Below are 21,220 nucleotides of genomic sequence, written 5' to 3'. Positions count from 1 at the left end.
GCCGCCTGGAGAGTGACAGATGCAGTTCGTCGACGAAGCCTCGATCATCGTGGAAGCCGGCAATGGCGGTAACGGCTGCCTGAGCTTCCGCCGCGAGAAGTACGTGCCCAAGGGCGGGCCCGACGGTGGTGACGGGGGCCATGGCGGCAGCGTCTACCTGATCGGTGACGATGCGCTCAACACCCTGATCGACTTCAAGTACCAGCGCTTCTACAAGGCCCAGAACGGCCAGCCCGGCATGGGGCGGCAGATGAGCGGCAAGGCCGGCGAGGACCTGCACGTCAAGGTGCCGGTGGGCACTACGGTGATTGACGAGGACACCCTCGAGGTGATCGCCGACGTCACCGAGATCGGCCAGGTGGTGCTGGTGGCCCAGGGAGGGCGCCGCGGGCTCGGCAACATCCACTTCAAGTCGTCGACCAACCGCGCGCCGCGGCGCACCACCCCGGGCACCGAGGGCGAGCGCCGCAACCTGCGCTTCGAGATGAAGGTGATGGCCGACGTGGGCCTGCTGGGCATGCCCAATGCCGGCAAGTCGACACTGATCCGGGCCGTCTCTGCGGCCAAGCCCAAGGTCGCCAACTACCCCTTCACCACCCTGGTGCCGAACCTCGGCGTGGTGAAGCTCGGCACCCACGAGCACTTCGTGATGGCCGACGTGCCGGGGCTGATCGAGGGGGCCTCCGACGGTGCCGGCCTGGGGCTGCGCTTCCTCAAGCACCTGACCCGCACCCGCCTGCTGTTCCATGTGGTCGACGTGGCGCCCTTCGACGAGTCCGACCCGGTGGAGGCCGCCGAGGCGATCATCCACGAGCTGGGCCAGTTCTCGCCGGCGCTCGCCGAACTGCCTCGCTGGCTGGTGATCAACAAGCTCGACCTGCTGCCGGAAGAGGAGCGCGAGGCGCGGGTCGACGAGATCGTGCGTCGCCTCGGCTGGGAGGGCCCGGTGTTTCGCATCTCCGCCATCTCCAGTGACGGCACCGAGGCGCTGGTCCAGGCCGCCCATCGCTGGCTCACCGAGCAGCGTCGGCTGGAGAACGAGGATGAGGAGGCCGCCGAGCGCGCCCGCGAGATGCGCGCCCGCATGGAGGAGGAGGCGGTGGCCCGCACCGAGGCGCGCCTGGGCCGTAAGCGCAAGCGCAGCGATCAGGACGACGATGATGATTTCGACGACGATGACTTTGACGTCGAGGTCGAATACGCGCCTTGAGGAGTCGGTGGCCAGTCGCCGGCGCTGGTGCATCCTATGGGGTCAGACCCCGGCGGTGGCGCCGCTCGCTGGCGAAGTGCACGATGACGGTCCGGGCAGTTTGGCTGGGGTCTGACCCCATGGGGGCGACCTCGGCATCGCTCCTGCTCTGGATATAGCGGATATCACGTCAGGGTTGAGGAGTGAATGGAAAGCAACGAGCAGGTGGCGGGCCGCGAGGCGCTGAGTGGCGCCCGCCGGGTGGTGGTGAAGATCGGCAGTGCGCTACTGACCAACGACGGCCGCGGGCTCGACGAGGCGGCCATCGGCGGCTGGGTCGATCAGATCGCCGAGCTGCACCGGCGCGGCATCGAGGTGGTGCTGGTCTCCTCCGGCGCGGTGGCGGCCGGCATGGTGCGCCTCGGCTGGCAGGCCCGCCCGTCGGCGGTGCATGAGCTCCAGGCCGCCGCCGCGGTGGGGCAGAACGGCCTGACCCAGTGCTACGAGCACCACTTCGCCCGCCATGGCCTGCTGACCGCCCAGGTGCTGCTGACCCACGACGACCTCTCCAATCGCAAGCGTTACCTCAACGCCCGCTCGGCGCTGCGCACCCTGGTCGGCCTGCGCGTGGTGCCGGTGGTCAACGAGAACGATACCGTGGTCACCGACGAGATCCGCTTCGGCGACAACGACACCCTGGGCGCCCTGGTGGCCAACCTGCTGGAGGCCGACGCCCTGGTCATCCTCACCGACCAGGAGGGGCTGTTCGACGCCGACCCGCGCCACGACCCCGGGGCCCGGCTGATCCACGAGGGGCGCGCCGACGATCCGAGCCTGGCCGCGGTGGCCGGGGGCGGCGGCGCCCTGGGGCGCGGTGGCATGACCACCAAGGTCCAGGCGGCGCGGCTCGCGGCGCGCTCCGGAGCCTATACCGCGATCGCCAGCGGCCGTCAGCCGGAGGTGCTCACTCGGTTGGCCGCGGGCGAGCGGCTGGGCACCCTGCTGCGCCCGGAAGAGGCGCCGATGGCGGCGCGCAAGCGCTGGCTGGCCGGCCAGCTGCAGGTGCGCGGCACCCTGACCCTGGACGCCGGCGCGGTGAAGGTGCTGCGTGGCAGCGGCTCCAGCCTGCTGGCGGTCGGCGTCAAGGCGGTGTCGGGCCACTTCGTTCGCGGCGACATGGTGCTCTGTGTCGACGAGCAGGGGCACCGGGTCGCCAAGGGGCTGGTCAACTATGGTGCCGAGGACGCCGCTCAGATCCTCGGCAAGCCGAGCCACCAGATCGCGGCGACCCTCGGCTTCATGGAGGCGCCGGAGCTGATCCATCGCGACAACCTGGTGGTGCTGTAGCAGATGGCCCTACCAGCTCGGGGCTGATCCGTCGGCAGGCCTGCGAGGAGGCGCTATGAACCCCTCCCTGGGCGCTACCGACGCCATCCCTGGCGTAGGACCTCCTCTTCGGCCTGCCCCCGGCGCCCCTCGCCAGGGGGCCGCAGCTATAGCAAGCGCATCACGGGCTGTGGTAGAATATGCCATCCTCTCAGACACGGCCCGTGAACGATCGCTGATGTCAAGCGGTCGGCCAGATGGCCACGCCGGCGGAAAGGCTCAAACCTTCCTGCCGGATCAATACGTTATCGAAGCCGCCCAGAATCCGGCGGCGACAGAATCTCCAAGGAGACAGTTCAGTGGCAAACAGCAAGCAAGCCCGCAAGCGTGCCCGCCAGGCGGAAGGTCGTCGTGTCCTGAAGGCGAGCCAGCGCTCCATGGTGCGCACCTACATCAAGCGCGTCATCAAGGCCATCAACGGTGGTGACCACGCCGAGGCCATGACCGCCTTCCAGAAGGCGCAGCCGGTCATCGATCGCATCGCCGACAAGGACGTGCTCTCCAAGAAGAAGGCCGCACGCCTGAAGAGCCGCCTGAACAAGCGTATCAAGGCCCTGGCCGCCTGAGACTCGCCTGCTCCCTCGGGGGCGGATGTTTCTTACGGCCGGATAGGCACTTGAACAGAAAAACCGGCTGTGGCCGGTTTTTTTGTGCCCGTCACCCCGAGGTCTCCCAAGGAAGAGAGCCGTGAACGACCGCGAACAGGACCGACAGCCTCCCGTCCCGGCCCGCGACACGCCTGCCGTGCCGGCCGACGACGACCGCGTGGTGGCGCCCAAGGGCGGTGGCCTGATGCGCTCGGGGCTGGTGGTCAGCGTCATGACCCTGCTCTCGAGGGTCATGGGGCTGATGCGCGACGTGGTGGTGGCCACCCTGTTCGGTGCCGGTAGCGGCGCCGACGCCTTCTTCGTCGCCTTCAAGATCCCCAACTTCATGCGCCGCCTGTTCGCCGAGGGGGCCTTCAACCAGGCCTTCGTGCCGGTGCTCTCGGAATACGCCACCCGTGGCAGCAAGCGCGAGGTGCGCGAGCTGCTCGATGCGGTGGCCGGCAGCCTCACCGCGGTGCTGGCGCTGATCACCGCCGTCTTCATGCTGGCGGCCCCCTGGCTGGTGTGGGTCTTCGCCCCCGGCTTCGGCCGCGACCCGGCCAAGCTGGCGCTCACCGCCGACATGCTGCAGCTGACCTTCCCCTACCTGCTGCTGGTCTCGCTGACCGCCTTCGCCGGCAGCGTGCTCAACACCTGGAATCGCTTCGCGGTGCCGGCCTTCACCCCGGTGCTGCTCAACCTGTCGCTGATCGGGGCGGCGCTGCTGCTCACGCCCTTGATGGACGAGCCGGCCATGGCGCTGGCCTGGGGGGTGCTGATCGCGGGGCTCGCCCAGCTCGCCTTCCAGGTCCCCTTCCTGGTGCGGCTGGGGCTGATGCCCAGGCCCTGGCCCGATTTCGCCCACAGCGGGGTGAGGCGCATCCTGGTGCTGATGGCGCCGGCGCTGTTCGGCGTCTCGGTCTCCCAGATCAACCTGCTGCTGGACACCGTGCTGGCCTCGCTGCTGGCGCCGGGCAGCGTCTCCTGGCTCTACTACTCCGACCGCCTGGTGGAGCTGCCGCTGGGGGTGTTCGGCATCGCCATCGGTACCGTGATCCTGCCGGCGCTCTCCAAGCGGCATGCCGAGCAGTCCGGCGAGCACTTCGCCGCCATGCTCGACTGGGCGATCCGCGCCGTGCTGCTGCTGGGCCTGCCTGCGGCGCTGGCCCTGGCGGTGCTCGCCGAGCCGCTGCTGATCTCGCTGTTCCACTACGGCGCCATGACCGAACGCGACATCGCCATGGCGGCGATGAGTCTCAGGGCTTATTCCCTCGGGTTAGTGGCCTTCATGCTGATCAAGGTGCTGGCGCCGGGCTTCTTCGCCCGCCAGAACACCCGGACCCCGGTGAAGATCGGCATCATCGCCATGGTCGCCAACATGGTGTTCAACCTGATCCTGATCTGGCCGCTGGCCCACGCCGGCCTGGCCCTGGCCACGGCGCTCTCGGCCTTCCTCAACGCCGGCCTGCTGGGCTGGCTGCTCCACAAGGAGCGGGTGCTGGTGTTCCAGCCCGGCTGGGGGCGCTACGCCGTGCAACTGCTGGGCGGGTGCACGGTGATGGGCGTGGGCCTGGCGTGGCTCGCGCCCGACTGGCAGCAGTGGCTGGGCTGGGGCGTGTGGACCCGGGTGCAGTGGCTGGCGGCGCTGGTGGTGGCCGGCGCGGCGGTCTATTTCGCCTGGCTGGCGGCGTTCGGTGTGCGGGTCCGGCATTTCCGGATGAAGGGGTAGGGCCGCTTCTGCAGGCGGTGTCGGCCGGCGCTACTATCATGGGATGGCATATCACAAGGGTCGGGAGGGTCCGGCATGGACGCAGGGAACGGGAAGCGCGGGATCGATGGTGGGATCGTGCGGCTGCTGATCATCGTGCTGCTGGGGGTGGGGCTGATCAGCGTGCCCTGGCTGACTCACAGTCGGCTGGTGGCGGGCGAAGAGGCCGTCGACGCGGCCTGGGCCGATGTCGAGAGCAACCTGCAGCGCCGCGCCGACCTGGTGCCCAATCTGGTGCGCAGCTTGCGGCAATACATGACGCACGAGAGCGAGACCCTGGTGCGCCTGGTCCGTGAGCGTGCCGAGGCGTTGAGCGAGGCGCTGGGGGAGGCCCACGAGATCGAGACCTCGCGGATCGCCGGGCTGGATGCGGCCCTGTCCCAGGACCTCGGCCGGCTGATGCGGCAAGCCGGCGAGCATCCCGACCTGCGCTCCGGCGACCAGTTCCTGCGCTTCCAGGCCCAGCTCGAGGGCAGCGAGAATCGCCTCAATGTGGCGCGCATGCGCTACAACGAGGCGGTGCGTGAGTACAACGCCGGCCTGCGCGGTTTCGTGGGCCGCTGGGTCGCCGAGCCGATGGGGCTGCGGTCGCGGGACTACTTCGAGGCGAGCCCCGCCGCCACCGAGCCCTTCGCGGTGGAGTTCTAGCCGTGGCCGTCGTGCCGGTGGTCGGCGCCGGGCTGTTGCTCCTGGCGCTGCTGCTGGCCGGGCGGGGGTGGCGCTTGGCCTGGTGGGGGCCCCTGGGGCTGGCGGCGCTGGTGCTGCTCGGCTCGCCCTGGTGGCCGCGGGGCCCCGAGCTGGTGGAGGATCGGGTCGGGCTGCTGGCGGACGCCGAGCGGGAGCGCCTGAGTGACTACCATGCGCTGCTGGGGGCCGATCACGGCATCGACTACCGGGTGGTGATCGGGCGTGAGCTCGGCGACCTGGATCGCTTCGCCGTCGACCATTTCCGGCGCCACGGGCTGGGGGCGGGCGGGGACGCCGGTCGGGGCCTGCTGCTGGTGCTGGACGTGGCGGCCAACGAGGTGCGCCTCGAGGTGGGGCATGGGCTGGAGGCGGTCTTCGTCGATGCCTTCGTCGCTTATGTCGAGGCGCGGCAGATGACCGAGTTCTTCGCCGTGGGGCGGGTGGCCGACGGCATCCTGGCCAGTACGGAGCTGATCGTGGCGCAGGCCGAGACCGCCGAGGGCGAGGTGCTCCCGGCCCTCGCGGGCAGTGGGGGGGCCGGGGCACGCATGCCGGCGCGCCTGGGGGAGGGGGCCACGGCTGCCGACGAGGCACAGGTGGTGATCGCCGATGGTGCCACGCCGCACGATGTGCTGGCGGCCTATCGCCGCGCCATGCAGCAGCGCAACGACAACCCCGAGCTGGCGATCTACGGCCGCGAGACGCGACGCATGCTGGCCGACTGGGTGATGACCCCGGCGCAGATGGACAACATGGCACGTAGCCTGGCGGGCTGTCCGGTCGCCCGGGAGCTGACCGCCGCCGACGCCCGTCGCGTGGTGCTGCTCGCCCCCGTGGCCGAGCGCCGCTGCCCGCCGTACTTCTTCGTTCGCGAGGGCGAGGCCTGGCGCCTGGACCTGGCCGGCATGATGCAGGCCGTGCGTTTCGGCCGCGACAATCGCTGGCGCCTGGAGGTCGGGGCCCTCGGCCCCTACGGGTTCGGTTTCGAGGGCATGGCGCTGGATGCCAATGGCTATCCCGTGGTGCCTTAGGTCGGCCCGGGAGCGGCGCAGGGCAAAGACCAACCGGCCGCGGCTGTCAAGGGACCGGCTGTCCGGTATAATCCTGCACTTTACATGTTCCAACCTCTACGGGGCCCGTGGCGATTCCCATGCGAGTGATTCGAGGACTGCACAATCTGCGCGAGGAGCATCGCGGCTGCGTGGCCACCATCGGCAACTTCGATGGGGTGCACCGCGGCCACCAGGCGATCCTCGACCAGTGCCGCGAGCAGGCCGCCGTGCTCGGCCTGCCGGTGACGGTGGTGGTCTTCGAGCCCCAGCCCCGCGAGTTCTTCGCCGGTGACCAGGCCCCGCCGCGGCTGACCCGCCTGCGCGAGAAGGTGCGCCTGCTGGTCGAGGCCGGCGTCGAGCGCATCCTCTGCCTGCCGTTCAACGACGCCCTGCGCAGCCTGACCGCCGAGGAATTCATCGACCGGGTGCTGATCGACGGCCTGGGCGTGCGCCACCTGGTGGTGGGCGACGACTTCCGCTTCGGCTGCGACCGCCGCGGCGACTTCCACCTGCTCACCGAGGTGGGCGAGGCGCGGGGCTTCAGCGTCGAGCACACCCGCACCTTCACCCTCGACGACGAGCGCGTCTCCAGCAGCCGGGTGCGCACCCTGCTGGCCAGCGGCAACTTCAGCGGCGCGGCGCGCATGCTGGGGCGCCCCTACCGCCTGGGCGGCCGGGTGGTGCCCGACCAGCAGCTCGGCCGCACCATCGGCGTGCCCACCGCCAACCTGCCCCAGCCGCCCCGGCCGCTGGCGCTGCAGGGCGTCTATGCGGTGATCGGCGAGCTGCCCGACGGCCGTCGCCTGCGCGGCGTGGGCAACATCGGCTGGCGTCCCACCCTGGGGAGTCAGCGCCCCGTGCTGGAGGTGCACCTGTTCGATTTCGATGGCGACCTCTACGGCCAGCGACTGACGGTCTTCCCCTGCGCCAAGCTGCGCGGCGAGGTGAAGTTCGCGGATTTCGACGCCCTCAAGCATCAGATCGGCACCGACCTGCAGCGTGCGCGGCGGTACTTTCTCGAACACGCTGCCGCCGGCGAGCAGGCGGCGGACGACACCCTTCCTCTGGCATCGGCGCCCTTGGCGCGCGAGGCCGTGATTTCCGATTCCTCGGCGGGCCTGCCCGCCGACCACGACGACGGCTGACCCCCAGGATATGAGCGACTACAAGCACACTCTGAACCTGCCAGAAACCGACTTTCCCATGCGCGGCATGCTGCCCAAGCGTGAGCCCGAGCGGCTGGCCCAGTGGGACAAGCTGGATCTCTACCATCGCCTGCGCGAGGAGCGCCGGGGGCGGGAACTGTTCGTGCTGCACGACGGCCCTCCCTACGCCAACGGCAGCATCCATATCGGTCACGCCGTCAACAAGATCCTCAAGGACATCATCGTCAAGTCGAAGAACCTGGCCGGGCTCGATGCCCCCTACGTGCCGGGCTGGGACTGCCACGGCCTGCCCATCGAGCACAAGGTGGAGACCACCCACGGCAAGCACCTCGCCCCCGAGCGCGCCCGCGCGCTGTGCCGCGAGTACGCCGGCGAGCAGATCCAGGCGCAGTTGAGTGACTTCGTGCGCCTGGGGGTGGTCGGCGACTGGGGCAACCCCTACCGCTCCATGGACTTCGCCAACGAGGCCGGCGAGATCCGTGCGCTCGCCGACATGGTCGAGGCGGGCTTCGTCTTCAAGGGCCTCAAGCCGGTCAACTGGTGCTTCGACTGCGGCTCGGCCCTGGCCGAGGCCGAGGTGGAGTACGCCGACAAGCAGTCCGATGCCATCGACGTGGCCTTCCCGGCCGCCGACGAGGCCGGGCTGGCCGCCGCCTTCGGCCTGGAGGCGCTGCCCAAGCCCGCCGCCATCGTGATCTGGACCACCACCCCCTGGACCGTGCCGGCCAACCAGGCGCTGAACGTCCACCCCGAGTTCACCTACGCCCTGGTCGATGCCGGCGAACGGCTGCTGGTGCTCGCCGAGGAGCTGGTGGAGTCGTGCCTCGAGCGCTTCGGGCTCGAGGGCGAGATCATCGCCACCGCCACCGGCGAGCGGCTCGACGGCGTCACCTTCCGCCATCCCTTCTATGACCGCCTGTCGCCGGTCTACCTGGCCGACTACGTCGAGTCCGAGGTCGGCAGCACCGGCATCGTCCACTCGGCCCCGGCCTACGGCGTCGACGACTTCGTCACCTGCCGTGCCCACGGCATGGACTTCAGCGAGATCAAGAGCCCGGTGCAGGGCGATGGCGTCTACGCCGACGACCTCCCGTACTTCGGCGGCCAGCTGATCTGGAAGGCCAACCCGCGGATCGTCGAGAAGCTCGCCGAGGTCGGGGCGCTGCTGGCCCACAAGACCATCACCCACAGCTACATGCACTGCTGGCGCCACAAGACCCCGGTGATCTACCGGGCCACCGCCCAGTGGTTCGTGGGCATGGACATCGAGGGCAAGGACGGCAAGACCCTGCGGGAAAAGGCGCTGGAGGGCATCGAGGCGACCCGCTTCACCCCGGCCTGGGGCCAGGCGCGCCTGCATGCCATGATCGCCAACCGCCCGGACTGGTGCATCTCGCGCCAGCGCAACTGGGGCGTACCGATCCCCTTCTTCCTGCACAAGGCCACCGGCGAGCTGCATCCGCGCACCGTCGAGCTGATGGAGCGGGCCGCCCAGCGCGTCGAGGTCGAGGGCATCGACGCCTGGTTCCGTCTCGACCCGGCCGAGCTGCTGGGCGAGGAGGCCGCCGACTACGACAAGGTCACCGACACCCTGGACGTCTGGTTCGACTCCGGCACCACCCACCGCCACGTGCTGCGCGGCTCCCACCCCCACGGCCACGACCAGGGGCCGCGGGCCGACCTCTACCTGGAGGGCTCCGACCAGCACCGCGGCTGGTTCCACTCCTCGCTGCTGACCGGCTGCGCCATCGACGGCCACCCGCCGTATCGCGGCCTGCTGACCCACGGCTTCACCGTGGACGCCCATGGCCGCAAGATGTCCAAGTCGGTGGGCAACGTGGTGGCCCCCCAGGAGGTGATGGACAAGCTCGGCGCCGATATCCTGCGCCTGTGGGTCGCCTCCACCGACTACGCCGGCGAGATGGCGGTCTCCGACGAGATCCTCAAGCGCACCGCCGACGTCTACCGTCGCATCCGCAACACCGCGCGCTTCCTGCTCGCCAACCTCAACGGCTTCGATCCCGAGCGCGACGCCCTGGCCTTCGACGACATGCTGGCGCTGGACCAGTGGGTGGTCGACCGCGCCGCCCAGCTCCAGGCCCGCATCGAGCGCGCCTATGAGGAGTATCGCTTCCTCGACGTCTACCAGCAGGTGCACGGCTTCTGTGCCCGCGAGCTGGGTGGCTTCTACCTGGACGTGATCAAGGATCGCCAGTACACCACCCAGGCCGAGTCGGTGGCGCGCCGCAGTGCCCAGACCGCGCTCTACCAGGTGGTGGAAGCTCTGTCGCGCTGGGTGGCGCCGATCCTGTCGTTCACCGCCGAGGAGATCTTCGAGAACATCCCCGGCAAGCGCGGCGACAGCGTGCTGCTCGAGACCTACTATGGCGGGCTCTCGACCCTGGCGGACGGTGCCGAGATGGGGCGCGACTTCTGGGAGCAGGTGCTCGAGGTCAAGCAGGCGGTGAACAAGTGCCTGGAGGACGCCCGCAACGCCAAGACCATCAAGGGCAGCCTGGCCGCCGAGGTGACGCTGTTCGTCGACGACGAGCTGCGGGCGACCCTGGCCAAGCTGGGCGACGAGCTGCGCTTCGTGATGCTGACCAGCGAGGTGCACCTGGCACCGCTCGCCGACGGCCAGGCCGCCGAAGCCACCGACCTCGACGGCCTGAAGGTGGCCGTGGCGGCGAGCGCACACAAGAAGTGCGAGCGCTGCTGGCACCATCGCGAGGATGTGGGGTCGCACGGCGAGCACCCCGACCTGTGCGGGCGCTGCATCAGCAACCTGCCGGAAGGTCCCGGCGAAACCCGACACTTTGCATGAGTCGATGAGATGGCCGAGAGAGGCGAACTGAGCGTGAGCGGCAAGCGAGAGCCCCGGAAGGATACCCAGGTGGAACCCCTGCACCGCCCGCTGCGCTGGCTATGGCTGGCCGCGGCGGTGATCGTGCTCGACCTGGGCACCAAGGCGCTGGCCGCCGGCCTGCTGAGCTATGCCCAGCCGGTGGAAGTGCTGCCGTTCTTCAACCTGACGCTGCTGCACAACACCGGTGCGGCCTTCAGCTTCCTGGCCGGCCACCCCGGCTGGCAGCGCTGGTTCTTCGCCGTGATCGCGGTGGGGGCCAGCATCGGCCTGACGATCTGGATGACGCGGCTCAAGGCCGACGAGAAGCTGCTCGCCGCGTCGCTGGCGCTGATCATCGGTGGTGCCCTGGGCAACCTCTATGATCGCCTGGTACACGGCCATGTGGTCGACTTCCTCTCCTTCCACGTCGCCGGCTGGTACTACCCGGCCTTCAACGTGGCGGACATCGGCATCACCCTGGGGGCCATCGGGCTGATCTGGGAGTCCACCATCGGCGAGCGGCGCCGGGCACGGCGGCGCCAGGGCTAGCGGCGGCCACGACACGCCCCGCAGAGCGAATTCATTCACGGTTGCGGCGTCCCATGAGAGGGATCAGGCGGCAACCCGCGAGTTTCGAGAGAACGCAATGAGCGACCAACAGTCACAGGGGCATCGTATCGACGAGGGCATGGAAGTGACCCTGCACTTCACCCTCAGGCTGGAAGACGGCACCGTGGTGGACTCCACCCGCGACAAGGCGCCCGCCACCTTCCAGGTCGGCGACGGCAACCTGCCGCCGGGCTTCGAGGCACCGCTCAAGGGGCTGACCGACGGGGACACCGGCAGCTTCGAGATCACCCCGGAGCACGCCTTCGGCCAGCACAATCCGCAGAACATCCAGCTGCTCAAGCGCGACGACTTCGAGAGCGATGAACCGGAAGTGGGGATGGTAATGTCCTTCGCCGATGCCGCCGGCGGCGAACTGCCCGGCGTGATCACCCGCATCGACGACGACCAGGTGGAAGTGGACTTCAATCATCCGCTGGCGGGGCGTACCCTGACCTTCGAGGTGGAAGTGATCGACGTGAAGCCCGCCACGACCCACTGAGCGGATGCCGAGTCGACCAGGCTCACTGTAGGAGCCCAGCTCCGCTGGGCGATTGGCGCCGACAGGCGCCCTGGTGGAGGCGACCCACTCAAGGGGTCAGACCCCGGCGGAGTCGGTCAGGCTGGGTAAGTGGCACTGCGACAGACATGATGATTCGGTTGGGGTCTGACCCCATAGGGGCCCACCCCGGCGCCCGCAATTCGTTACCGGTGCGTTGAGCATCAAGGCAAGGCAACCATGCAAGCTAATTCTTTGCAGATCAAGCTGGCCAATCCCCGTGGTTTCTGCGCCGGCGTCGACCGTGCCATCGAGATCGTCAACCGCGCCCTCGATGTCTTCGGCCCGCCGATCTACGTGCGCCACGAGGTGGTCCACAACCGCTTCGTGGTCGATACCCTGCGCCAGCGCGGCGCGGTGTTCGTCGAGGAACTCCATGAGGTGCCCGACGACGTCATCGTGATCTTCTCCGCCCACGGCGTCTCGCGTGCCGTGCAGGAAGAGGCCGACCGCCGCGGGCTGCGTGTCTTCGACGCGACCTGCCCGCTGGTCACCAAGGTGCACATGGAGGTGCTGCGCTACGCCCGGCGTGGCCAGGAGTGCATCCTGATCGGCCACGAGGGCCATCCCGAGGTGGAGGGCACCATGGGGCGCTACGACACTTCCCATGGCGGCCGCATCTACCTGGTGGAGGACGAGGCCGACGTCGAACGGCTCGAGGTCAAGGAGGCGAGTCGACTCGCCTTCGTCACCCAGACCACCCTGTCCATGGATGACACCGCCCGGGTGATCGAGGCGTTGCGTGCCAGGTTTCCCGAGATCCAGGGGCCACGCAATGACGATATCTGCTACGCCACCCAGAACCGTCAGGATGCGGTGCGGGAACTGGCCGCCGGCAGCGACCTGGTGCTGGTGGTGGGCAGCCCCAACAGCTCCAACTCCAACCGGCTGCGCGAACTCTCCGAGCGGGTCGGCACCCCGGCCTACCTGATCGACAGCGCCGAGCAGATCGATGCCGCCTGGCTGGACGGGGTGACGGCCGTGGGCGTGACCGCCGGGGCCAGTGCCCCCGAGGTGCTGGTGCAGGGAGTGATCGAGCGGCTGCAGGCACTCGGCGCCGCGGCCCCGCAGGAGCTCGATGGCCGCGCCGAGACCATCACCTTCTCGATGCCGCGGGAGCTGCGTGAGCGGGTGATCGCCAGCGACTAGACTGCAGGGCGAGTGGCTGCTAACCGGCTGTCGCTGGAGCCTCAAGGACCGCAAGGCAGGAAAGCCGGGCTCAGGCCCGGCTTTTTTGGTCCCGTGCCCTATCGAGAATGAGTTTCTTGATACATACTGAAACCAAATGTAACGACACCATGGAGACGCGCCGCGTGACCGAGCAGAGCACCCGACGCAGGCCCCAGGCCCCCTCAGGCACCACCCGGCGAGCCGCCGGCTTCACGCTCATCGAACTGATGATTGCGGTAGCCGTGATCGGGATTCTCGCCTCGATCGCCTATCCCAGCTACACAGGGTACGTGGAGCGGGCCAAGCGTACCGATGCACATGCTGGACTGATGGAGGCCGCACAGCAGTTAGAACGCTGTTACACGGTACAGGCTTCTTATACTGGCTGCGCATATGCAACAACATCGCCTGATGGCATTTATTCTATTGATGCAACCATAACCAATAGTGGTGGGGGCTTTGACCTGGAGGCAAGCACGTCAGAGGAAGATGGGTGTTCGGCGAGCCTTACCCTTAACCACCAAGGAGTCAGGGGGCCAGCGGCTTGCTGGTGATGCCATGAAACCGAGAGGGTTCACTCTAATTGAGCTGCTGGTCACGCTCTCGGTTGCCGTCATCCTGGCCACCATCGCCGTTCCGGGGTTCCAAGGCATGATGGCGACCAACCGGCTGTCGGCTGATCATAACGAGATTCTGGCCGGGCTGAATTTCGCCCGGAGCGAAGCCGCCAAGCGGCGCGAGAGCGTCGTTTTCGCGATTACCAGCGAGTCACCATGGGAGTACCGCGTTTATCCAGCCGATAGTACGAGCGATGTCATGAGAAGACGGGTGGCTCGGGATGATCGCACCGCTGTGACATCTGGCTCCGTGGCGTTCAACCCTCTCGGCAGGCGGGACAACTGCACCGGCTGGACCGGGTGCACCCTCGCCGTGAGTTGGGGCGGTGGCGATAGGGTCAGCGGGATCGAGATTGGCCTGACGGGGCGGGTCAGCAAGACGGATACCATTCCCGACTAGGGCGAGGATGAAAGTGACCAAGGGGACTTCCATGAGCAGGCTTTCATCCCAGGGATTTACCCTGCTCGAGGCGCTGATTGCGGTGCTGGTGCTGTCGCTCGGCCTGCTGGGCGTGGCGGCCATGCAGCTCAAGGCAATGCAGAGTGCCCATGTGGCCTATCAGCGTTCCGTGGCGACGCTGGCCGCCCAGGATGCGGTGGAGCGGCTCTGGGTGGCGCTGGGCAAATCAGGAGGGGAGTGTCCGTCGGCAGATGACATCGATGATATCAACGATTGGGGAACCGTATGGGGCGTTTACCTGGGAGGCTTGGGTGTTGATTCCCCTGTGATGGCCACTGGCTGTGAATATACGGTTACGGTGGCCTGGGACGATGCCCGCTTCGATGGGGAAGACGTCTCGTCTCTCGTCTATGTCGTGCGGCTGCCGGGGGCGGCGCCATGAAGCAGCCAGTACGAATGGGTAATCGAATGGCAGGCTTCACCCTGGTGGAGCTTATGGTGGCGCTGGTGATCGGGCTGATCATCGTACTGGGGGCGGGCCAGCTTTTCCTGATGGGGAAGCAGTCCTACGACCGGCTGGCAGAGCTGGCGCTGCGCCAGGAATCGCTGCGCTACCTGACGGATCTCGTTTCCCTCGATATCAGAACGGCCTCGGGCGTTGACGCTGACGGCTCGACGCTGACCTTGGAGTATGATCCTGGTGTGCGGCCCAATGACCCCTACTGCCCCGGGGATGACTTGAGCCAAGTGGACTATACGTTCGACGAAGACAATTCCTCGGTCATGATTCAGGTTCAGTGCTTAGGGGGAGGGGCGTCTGGCCCCGAGGCGCTAATAGAGGGTGTCGTCGATTTGCGGTTCGACGGAGGGGATCCCCTTTTCGTCGAAGTGGGGGTGGATTTCGCGACGATGAGTGGGGAGGCTGCAAATAATGCAGTCTTCAATTTTGTGGTTGCCAGGCGCGAAGAGATTCTCTCTGGATTTTGAGTCACTGTGCATGACGAGGCGCATGCGGGGAGGGGGCGTGAAGACGCAAGGTAAACAACGAGGGGCAGTGCTTGTCGTCACACTGGTAATGCTAGTGATGGCGCTGATGCTGGGGCTGTCCAGTTTTCAAAGCGCCAGGCTGGAAGAGTCGATGTCAGGTAATTACCGTTCTTCTACGCAAGCCCTCATGGCGGCGGAGTATGGTGCGTCCGATAATGATATTTATTCTTTGCAGGGTGTGGGAAATTTGGATTTCATATCGACGTGTGATTCGGGGGTTGATTATGCCCTTCCAGATGAATGGGATGAGGATGTCCAAATTGTTTATGACCAGGATCAGTCTACCAGTCTTGGGTATCGATACAGCGTAGGTTGCCGCGAGTTTGATGACCGGCTGGTGTTGTTGGTCACTGGGTTTTTCGGTGCTGGGAACGGTTCAAGAACTATAGAAGTGGATTTCAGGAGCGAGCTTCTCCCTGCCTTCGGTCAGGGAATGCTTTCTGACTCAAATATTAGGGTTAATGGTGGGGCTACTTTGTTTGGCGATGTGCACGCCAACGGCAATGTAAGCCTAGATGTCGATGCCTCTAGTACTTCGAATATATCCGCATCTGGAAGTGCGTCTATTGGGGATGAAAAGTATGAGGGAGAGTATGAGAATGTCACCGTGACTTCTGGTGCAGATAGCGTCGAAGTTCCATCTGTGCGAGATTTCTTTGACGAGGGAGGGGTTTACGACATCGAGGAGAGCGAGCAGTTTGTAATTCTTTCCATTACGGGGAGTGGTGCTAATCAGGGGTGTAATTTTGATGGGAGTGGAGATCTTCAAGGGGTGACTTACTTTTGCCCTGGAAAGCTTGTCCTGTCAGGGAGTTTTAATAATGCCACTTTTTTTGCTGATGGAGATGTTGATCATAATGGCTCCTCAAACTTGAGTGATAGTGAGTCCGTGGATGTTGGGATATTTGCGACTGGGAATATTGAGTTTAATGGTCAGAATGATGCTTATGGTGTTTTTTGGGCAGACGGAAAAATGACCCAGAACGGCAGTTCGATAATTGGTGGCTCTATGGTGTCGGGAGGCGATATGACCCTTAACGGTGGCTTTACTTTTATATCTAATTCTGACATCGTGGTGGACTCGGTTCCTTCTGGGATTGTTAGGAACGGCTGGAGAGAAAGGGTCGTTGATACTTAGAAAAGTGGGGCCATATCTTTGATAGGTGGTGTGTGTCTGATTTTTCATTTCAGCATTCGGACTTGCCGTCGTTTTTCGCTATTCTCACCCGCCCCATATTGTTGACGATCACCCTCGCGCCTGCACCATTTCCCCCGCAAATGGTGAAGGTGCCGTTGTGTCCTCTTGACCAGCCGGTGGCCTGGTAGCGCACCGGCTGGTCGCGGTTGAAGGTGATGGCCGGGCCGTCGGTGCCTTCCAGAAGACGCAGCAGCGTCGCGTCCTGGAGGCTTGTGTTCGAGGTATTTCCCTCCACGATCGCCAGCGGCAGCGACCAGTCGCCCAGCTCGCAATGGGCGGCTTCGGCAGAGGCCACCGGGCAGACGGCGATGGTGGTGCGCCGCGTGATGGCGGTGTTGCGCGCTATGGCCAGGGCGCTCTTGAGGCGCAGGACCTCGGCGGCGACCTCGTTGCGGGCGGTGAAGTTCTGGAAGCCGGGGATGGCCCAGGTGACCAGGATGACGAGCACGGCGATGGCGACGACCAGCTCGATCAGCGTCAGGCCGCGCTGGCGGTGCTTTGCCAGCGGCTCTCGCTTGCCGGTAAGGTACAAGGCGCGCGCGGTGACGGGGCGCATGGCTCCCTCCTGGAGAGATTTCTTCCCTGGGGTGGTCACTTCACCCTACGCTTTGTCTGAAAACTGCCTGCGCTCGACCATACGGCGTTAAAAATTGGCTCAAAGTACTCATTTACACTGCGTAAACTCCGTCTTTTCGCCAATTTTTGCCTTGTCTGGTCATCGCTCGCCGACTTTTCAGACAAAGCTTAGCCAAGCTACCGAGCCTCTCTGTAAGCCATTTCGGACAATGCCTGTGAGTGAATTCCTTGTCGTGGGTGGCGGCGTCATCGGCATGATGACGACGCTGCAACTGGCCGATGCCGGCCATTCGGTGACCCTTCTCGAACGTGGCGACTGCGGTCGCGAGGCCTCCTGGGCCGGCGGCGGCATCGTCTCGCCGCTCTATCCCTGGCGCTACAGCGCGCCGATCTCGCGGCTCTCCACCTGGTCGGAGGGCAGCTACCCCGAGCTGGCGCTGCGCCTGCTGGAGGAGACCGGCATCGATCCGGAGTACCGCCAGAAGGGGCTGCTCTACCTGCGGGTCGATGACGAAGCGCGCGCCATGGCCTGGGCGCGGGACGTGGGCAAGCCGCTCGAGCGGGTCGATGCGGACTTCCTCTACGCCAAGGAGCCGCAGGCGGCCCCGGGGCTTGCCGAGGCGCTGTGGATGCCGACCCTGGGCAGCATTCGCAACCCGCGGCTGGTGCGGGCGCTGCGCGCTCGGCTGGCTGCCATGCCCCGGGTCACCCTGCGCGAGCAGTGCGAGGTCACCGGTTTCGAGTGGGCCGGCGGGCGGATCAGCGCGGTGCGTACCGCTTCCGGGGGGGTCTCGGGGGGGCAGGTGATCGTCTGCGGCGGCGCCTGGGCGGCGGGCCTGCTCGAGCGGGTCGATGTCCGGCTGCCGGTGCGTCCGGTGAAGGGGCAGATGATCCTGTTCAAGGCGCCGCCGGGGCTGGTAAAGCGGGTGGTGTTGATGGACGGGCGCTACGTGATTCCCCGGGCCGATGGCCGGGTGCTGGCCGGCTCTACCCTGGAAGAGTGCGGCTTCGACAAGAGCGCGACGAGCGAGGCCCGGGAATCCCTCTGGCATAGCGCGGTGACGATCATCCCGGCGCTGGCCGACTGTGAGGTGGAGCACCACTGGGCGGGGTTGCGTCCCGGTTCGCCGGACGGCGTGCCCTTCATCGGCACAGTACCGGGGGTGGATAACCTGAGCGTGAACGCCGGGCATTACCGCAACGGCCTGGTGCTGGCCCCGGCCTCGACCCGGGTGCTGGTGGATCTGCTGCTGGGGCGCGAGCCGATTCTCGATCCGGCGCCCTATCGAGTGGCGCGATAGCGCTACTCGGACTTCTGCTCTTCCAGATACTTGTCACGATGGGCGCTGCAGCAGAACCACTCCTCCTTCTCGCGCAGCGCCTCGTTTTCCGGCACATGGACCTTGCACCAGGTACAGCGCACCATCTGGTTGCCCTCCTGCCGTTCGTCATCCTCGAGCAGTTCCTGGCGTTCGAGCTTCCACTCCCGGTACATGCGGTAGAGCTTGAGGCCGGCGAAGAACAGCACGGCGAAAATGATCAGGCGAATGAGCAACAGGTTCATCCTTTGTGAGACTCCCTGATGAAGGGCGGCCGCCTTTGCCACTCGGCCGCCCTTGCGGGACAATGGAGGTATCCACGGATTCTCGAGAGATTTCTACGCCCATGCAAGACCTGACGCTGGTGATGGCTCAGCTGGACCCGCTGGTCGGGGACATTCCCGGCAATACCGACCGTGCCATCGAGGCGGTGCGCGAGGCCCGCATCGAGCATGGTGCCGACATCGTGGTGCTGCCCGAGCTGTTCCTGACCGGCTATCCGCCGGAAGACCTGCTGCTGCGACCCGCCATGGAGAGCCGCCTGCGCCATGCCCGTACCCGCATGGCCGAGAAGGTGGTGCGTGATGTGCTGGTGATCGTCGGCTACCCCGGTCGCCGCGAGGGACACCTCTGGAACCTGGCCGGCGCGCTCTACAACGGCGAATGGCTCGGCGAGTATGCCAAGCAGGCGCTGCCCAACTATCAGGTGTTCGACGAGCAGCGCTACTTCGCCGCGGGCACCCAGCCGCTGGTGATCGACCACAAGGGGGCGAAGCTGGGGCTCCTGATCTGCGAGGATATCTGGGACGAGGCGCCGGTGCGCCAGGCCCGCGATGCCGGTGCCGACATCCTGATCAGTCTCAACGCCTCGCCTTTCCACCAGGACAAGCCCGAGGAGCGCCTGCGCCTGCTCAAGGAGCGTGCCGCCGAGGCGGCGCGCCCGCTGGTCTACGTCAACATGATCGGTGGCCAGGACGAGCTGGTGTTCGATGGGGGGTCGGCCTGCGTGGATGCCAGGGGCGAGCTGTGCGTGCAGGCGCCCCACTGGGCGGTGGGCCTGATGCCGGTGCAGTTCGTGCACCAGAAGGGCGAGTGGGTGCCCCGGCCGGGCGAGACCGACCCCGAGGTGGCGCCGGAAGAGAACCTCTACTGCGCGCTGGTCACGGGGCTGCGTGACTACGTCAACAAGAGCGGCTTCGAGGGCGTGGTGCTGGGGCTGTCCGGCGGCATCGACTCGGCCCTGTCGCTGGCCATCGCCGTGGATGCCCTGGGCCCGCAGCGCGTGCAGGCGGTGATGATGCCCTATCGCTACACGGCGGACATCTCGAAGGAGGACGCCGCCGAACAGGCGAAGCTGCTCGGCGTCGGCTACGAGGTGCTGCCCATCGAACCGATGGTCGAGGCGTTCATGGAGACCCTCGCCGAGAGCTTTGCCGGCACCGAGCGCGACACCACCGAGGAGAACCTGCAGTCGCGCTGCCGCGGCGTGCTGCTGATGGCGATCTCCAACAAGAAGGGCCTGATGGTGCTCACCACCGGCAACAAGAGCGAGATGGCGGTGGGCTACGCGACCCTCTACGGCGACATGGTGGGCGGCTACAACGCCATCAAGGATGTCTACAAGACCTGGGTGTACCGCCTGGCCCGCTGGCGCAACACCCAGTCACCGGCTATCCCTCAGCGGGTCATCGAGCGGCCGCCCTCCGCCGAGCTGGCACCGGACCAGCAGGACAGCGATTCGCTGCCCGATTACGACGTGCTCGACGCCATCCTGGTGCGCTACATCGAGGGCGACATGAGTGCCGAGGCGATCATCGAGGCCGGCTTCGCGCGCGACGACGTCTACAAGGTGGTCAAGCTGGTCGACCGCTGCGAGTACAAGCGTCGCCAGGCCCCGGTGGGCGTGCGTGTCACCCCGCGCGGCTTCGGCCGCGACCGCCGTTACCCCATCGTCAACGGCTGGCAGCCGGGGGAATGAGAGCGGGAAGCCTGAGGCCGTAAGCTTGAAGAAAAAAACCGGCGCCGCCCTCTGGGGCGGCGCCGGTCGTTGTCGTGGTTGCCAGCGATCAGGCCGAGAGCGATTGCGCCCTGACATGCTTCGGCGCGAAGGTGCGCCCGCGCAGCTGTTCGTGGCGTGGTGCGTTCTCGAGCAGCACGGTCAGCACCTCACGGGCCCGGTCGCGCATCTCCAGGCCGAGGTAGCCCTCCACCATCACCGCCAGGGCATCGCGGGTGGCTTCGGTTTCCGGGTAGTTCTCTACCACCCAGCGGCCGCGTTCCACGGCGGCGAGGAAGGCCCCCTTGCGCAGGTAGAAGTCGGCCACGTGCAGCTCGTGACGGGCCATCAGGTTGCGCAGGTAGACGATGCGCTGCTCGGCATCCGGGGCGTACTCGCTGTCGGGGTAGAGGTTGACCAGTTCGCGGAAGTCGGTATAGGCGTCCCGCGAGGCCCCCAGGTCACGCTTGGAGATGTCGATCAGGCGCAGCCGTTCGAGGCTGAAGCGTCCGGCCTGCCAGGCGGCCAGGCCGCGCATGTAGAGGGCGTAGTCGGCCTGGGGGTGGCTGGGGTGCAGGCGGATGAAGCGGCTGGCGGCGGCGCGAGTGGCCTCCCAGTCGCTGGTCTCGTAATAGGCGTAGATCAGCTCCAGCTGGGCCTGCTCGGCGTGGTTGCCGAACGGGAAGCGGGTGTCGATGGCCTCCAGCCGGGAGATCGCCGTGGGGTAGCGGCCGCGATCCAGGGATTCACGGGCCTCTTCGTAGAGCTCGCGCTCGGCGACGCCGGCAAACTCGTCTTCCTCTTCTTCCTGGGCACCATTGCTGGCACAGCCGGCCAGCAGGGTCGTGGCCAGCAGCAGGGCGGCCAGGCGGGCAGGGGTGGTGAAAACGCGCATCGTGATCCTCGTATCAAACAACCCGGATTGGCCGTGCTAGAATCGGCCGCAAACTCGCTCACTATAAAGCACCGCGCGGCAAAACGCAGTCATCCTGCGCGACAGGCGCCGCCGCCGAACCCTTTCCGCCATCTGCATACGGGCCTCTCTCTCGCTC

The 21,220-nt window shown here is 66.6% G+C and carries 21 protein-coding genes; 18 read left to right on the top strand and 3 right to left on the bottom strand.

The genetic code is table 11. The features are described 5' to 3' along the window. Positions 1–19: 19 nt before the first annotated feature. The 16 genes from cgtA to C1H66_RS04395 all read left to right on the top strand — a co-directional run bounded on the left by cgtA (position 20) and on the right by C1H66_RS04395 (position 16,217). Entirely contained in the window at positions 20–1,210 is a 1,191-nt protein-coding gene (cgtA, locus tag C1H66_RS04470; RefSeq protein ID WP_102626714.1) for an Obg family GTPase CgtA, read from the top strand. A gap of 186 nt (positions 1,211–1,396) precedes the next feature. Next, the gene (proB, locus tag C1H66_RS04465; protein ID WP_102626713.1) at positions 1,397–2,536 is read left to right on the top strand and encodes a glutamate 5-kinase; all 1,140 of its coding nucleotides are present in this window, start codon (positions 1,397–1,399) and stop codon (positions 2,534–2,536) included. Between the two features lie 338 nt (positions 2,537–2,874). Continuing rightward, positions 2,875–3,141: a 30S ribosomal protein S20 gene (gene rpsT / locus C1H66_RS04460; RefSeq protein WP_102626712.1), complete on the top strand. Its 267-nt coding sequence runs from the start codon at positions 2,875–2,877 to the stop codon at positions 3,139–3,141. A 226-nt stretch (positions 3,142–3,367) separates the two neighbouring features. Continuing rightward, positions 3,368–4,891 carry a murein biosynthesis integral membrane protein MurJ gene (gene murJ / locus C1H66_RS04455; RefSeq protein ID WP_102626774.1) on the top strand — a complete coding sequence of 508 codons (1,524 nt, stop codon included), beginning with the start codon at positions 3,368–3,370 and terminating at the stop codon, positions 4,889–4,891. A 75-nt stretch (positions 4,892–4,966) separates the two neighbouring features. Further along, a complete protein-coding gene (locus C1H66_RS04450) occupies positions 4,967–5,578 on the top strand; it encodes a LemA family protein (RefSeq protein ID WP_102626711.1) in 612 nt (203 codons plus the stop codon). Between the two features lie 2 nt (positions 5,579–5,580). Next, positions 5,581–6,648 carry a TPM domain-containing protein gene (locus tag C1H66_RS04445; RefSeq protein ID WP_170064084.1) on the top strand — a complete coding sequence of 356 codons (1,068 nt, stop codon included), beginning with the start codon at positions 5,581–5,583 and terminating at the stop codon, positions 6,646–6,648. A gap of 119 nt (positions 6,649–6,767) precedes the next feature. Continuing rightward, positions 6,768–7,814 carry a bifunctional riboflavin kinase/FAD synthetase gene (gene ribF / locus C1H66_RS04440; protein WP_102626709.1) on the top strand — a complete coding sequence of 349 codons (1,047 nt, stop codon included), beginning with the start codon at positions 6,768–6,770 and terminating at the stop codon, positions 7,812–7,814. 10 nt (positions 7,815–7,824) lie between these two features. Further along, positions 7,825–10,659, top strand: coding sequence for an isoleucine--tRNA ligase (ileS, locus tag C1H66_RS04435; RefSeq protein ID WP_102626708.1), 2,835 nt, complete (start codon positions 7,825–7,827; stop codon positions 10,657–10,659). 9 nt (positions 10,660–10,668) lie between these two features. Next, complete coding sequence (gene lspA / locus C1H66_RS04430) at positions 10,669–11,229, top strand: signal peptidase II (RefSeq protein WP_102626707.1); 561 nt, start codon at positions 10,669–10,671, stop codon at positions 11,227–11,229. 97 nt (positions 11,230–11,326) lie between these two features. Next, complete coding sequence (gene fkpB / locus C1H66_RS04425; protein WP_102626706.1) at positions 11,327–11,788, top strand: FKBP-type peptidyl-prolyl cis-trans isomerase; 462 nt, start codon at positions 11,327–11,329, stop codon at positions 11,786–11,788. A 237-nt stretch (positions 11,789–12,025) separates the two neighbouring features. Then, positions 12,026–12,994, top strand: coding sequence for a 4-hydroxy-3-methylbut-2-enyl diphosphate reductase (ispH, locus tag C1H66_RS04420; protein ID WP_102626705.1), 969 nt, complete (start codon positions 12,026–12,028; stop codon positions 12,992–12,994). Positions 12,995–13,158: 164 nt separating this feature from the next. Continuing rightward, complete coding sequence (locus C1H66_RS23380) at positions 13,159–13,569, top strand: type IV pilin protein (RefSeq protein WP_276308824.1); 411 nt, start codon at positions 13,159–13,161, stop codon at positions 13,567–13,569. Between the two features lie 4 nt (positions 13,570–13,573). After that, on the top strand, positions 13,574–14,032 hold the full coding sequence (locus tag C1H66_RS04410) for a GspH/FimT family pseudopilin (RefSeq protein ID WP_181423456.1): 459 nt from the start codon (positions 13,574–13,576) through the stop codon (positions 14,030–14,032). A 7-nt stretch (positions 14,033–14,039) separates the two neighbouring features. Further along, a complete protein-coding gene (gene pilV / locus C1H66_RS23375; protein WP_276308823.1) occupies positions 14,040–14,474 on the top strand; it encodes a type IV pilus modification protein PilV in 435 nt (144 codons plus the stop codon). After that, positions 14,471–15,019: a PilW family protein gene (locus C1H66_RS04400; RefSeq protein ID WP_102626703.1), complete on the top strand. Its 549-nt coding sequence runs from the start codon at positions 14,471–14,473 to the stop codon at positions 15,017–15,019. Before pilV ends, C1H66_RS04400 begins: the two co-directional genes overlap by 4 nt. 37 nt (positions 15,020–15,056) lie before the next feature. After that, complete coding sequence (locus tag C1H66_RS04395; RefSeq protein WP_170064082.1) at positions 15,057–16,217, top strand: PilX N-terminal domain-containing pilus assembly protein; 1,161 nt, start codon at positions 15,057–15,059, stop codon at positions 16,215–16,217. Positions 16,218–16,266: 49 nt separating this feature from the next. On the opposite strand, the gene C1H66_RS04390 is transcribed toward C1H66_RS04395, so the two are convergent. Then, positions 16,267–16,833 carry a GspH/FimT family pseudopilin gene (locus tag C1H66_RS04390; RefSeq protein ID WP_102626701.1) on the bottom strand — a complete coding sequence of 189 codons (567 nt, stop codon included), beginning with the start codon at positions 16,831–16,833 and terminating at the stop codon, positions 16,267–16,269. 235 nt (positions 16,834–17,068) lie between these two features. Between C1H66_RS04390 and thiO the strand changes: the two genes are divergently transcribed. Further along, entirely contained in the window at positions 17,069–18,154 is a 1,086-nt protein-coding gene (thiO, locus tag C1H66_RS04385; protein ID WP_170064081.1) for a glycine oxidase ThiO, read from the top strand. Between the two features lie 2 nt (positions 18,155–18,156). Here thiO and C1H66_RS04380 read toward each other — a convergent pair whose 3' ends face one another. Then, a complete protein-coding gene (locus C1H66_RS04380) occupies positions 18,157–18,417 on the bottom strand; it encodes a PP0621 family protein (RefSeq protein ID WP_102626699.1) in 261 nt (86 codons plus the stop codon). Positions 18,418–18,518: 101 nt separating this feature from the next. On the opposite strand from C1H66_RS04380, the gene C1H66_RS04375 reads away from it, so the two are divergent. Continuing rightward, positions 18,519–20,150 carry an NAD+ synthase gene (locus tag C1H66_RS04375; protein WP_102626698.1) on the top strand — a complete coding sequence of 544 codons (1,632 nt, stop codon included), beginning with the start codon at positions 18,519–18,521 and terminating at the stop codon, positions 20,148–20,150. Positions 20,151–20,238: 88 nt separating this feature from the next. Here C1H66_RS04375 and C1H66_RS04370 read toward each other — a convergent pair whose 3' ends face one another. Then, complete coding sequence (locus tag C1H66_RS04370) at positions 20,239–21,063, bottom strand: outer membrane protein assembly factor BamD (protein ID WP_102626697.1); 825 nt, start codon at positions 21,061–21,063, stop codon at positions 20,239–20,241. Positions 21,064–21,220 lie beyond the last annotated feature (157 nt).

This window comes from Halomonas heilongjiangensis (assembly GCF_002879645.1).
Lineage (GTDB): Bacteria > Pseudomonadota > Gammaproteobacteria > Pseudomonadales > Halomonadaceae > Halomonas > Halomonas heilongjiangensis.
Note: the sequence above shows the minus strand (reverse complement) of the source record. Positions and strands in the feature narration are given on the sequence as shown.

What these genes read in the sequence shown, in the direction of transcription:
- ispH (WP_102626705.1), top strand. Translation starts at nt 12,026, where the DNA reads ATGCAAGCTAATTCTTTGCAGATCAAGCTGGCCAATCCCCGTGGTTTC.
- fkpB (WP_102626706.1), top strand. Translation starts at nt 11,327, where the DNA reads ATGAGCGACCAACAGTCACAGGGGCATCGTATCGACGAGGGCATGGAA.
- C1H66_RS04400 (WP_102626703.1), top strand. Translation starts at nt 14,471, where the DNA reads ATGAAGCAGCCAGTACGAATGGGTAATCGAATGGCAGGCTTCACCCTG.
- C1H66_RS04375 (WP_102626698.1), top strand. Translation starts at nt 18,519, where the DNA reads ATGCAAGACCTGACGCTGGTGATGGCTCAGCTGGACCCGCTGGTCGGG.
- ileS (WP_102626708.1), top strand. Translation starts at nt 7,825, where the DNA reads ATGAGCGACTACAAGCACACTCTGAACCTGCCAGAAACCGACTTTCCC.
- C1H66_RS04450 (WP_102626711.1), top strand. Translation starts at nt 4,967, where the DNA reads ATGGACGCAGGGAACGGGAAGCGCGGGATCGATGGTGGGATCGTGCGG.
- proB (WP_102626713.1), top strand. Translation starts at nt 1,397, where the DNA reads ATGGAAAGCAACGAGCAGGTGGCGGGCCGCGAGGCGCTGAGTGGCGCC.
- pilV (WP_276308823.1), top strand. Translation starts at nt 14,040, where the DNA reads ATGAAAGTGACCAAGGGGACTTCCATGAGCAGGCTTTCATCCCAGGGA.
- lspA (WP_102626707.1), top strand. Translation starts at nt 10,669, where the DNA reads ATGGCCGAGAGAGGCGAACTGAGCGTGAGCGGCAAGCGAGAGCCCCGG.
- cgtA (WP_102626714.1), top strand. Translation starts at nt 20, where the DNA reads ATGCAGTTCGTCGACGAAGCCTCGATCATCGTGGAAGCCGGCAATGGC.
- murJ (WP_102626774.1), top strand. Translation starts at nt 3,368, where the DNA reads ATGCGCTCGGGGCTGGTGGTCAGCGTCATGACCCTGCTCTCGAGGGTC.
- C1H66_RS04380 (WP_102626699.1), bottom strand. Translation starts at nt 18,417, where the DNA reads ATGAACCTGTTGCTCATTCGCCTGATCATTTTCGCCGTGCTGTTCTTC.
- C1H66_RS04390 (WP_102626701.1), bottom strand. Translation starts at nt 16,833, where the DNA reads ATGCGCCCCGTCACCGCGCGCGCCTTGTACCTTACCGGCAAGCGAGAG.
- C1H66_RS04410 (WP_181423456.1), top strand. Translation starts at nt 13,574, where the DNA reads ATGAAACCGAGAGGGTTCACTCTAATTGAGCTGCTGGTCACGCTCTCG.
- C1H66_RS04370 (WP_102626697.1), bottom strand. Translation starts at nt 21,063, where the DNA reads ATGCGCGTTTTCACCACCCCTGCCCGCCTGGCCGCCCTGCTGCTGGCC.
- ribF (WP_102626709.1), top strand. Translation starts at nt 6,768, where the DNA reads ATGCGAGTGATTCGAGGACTGCACAATCTGCGCGAGGAGCATCGCGGC.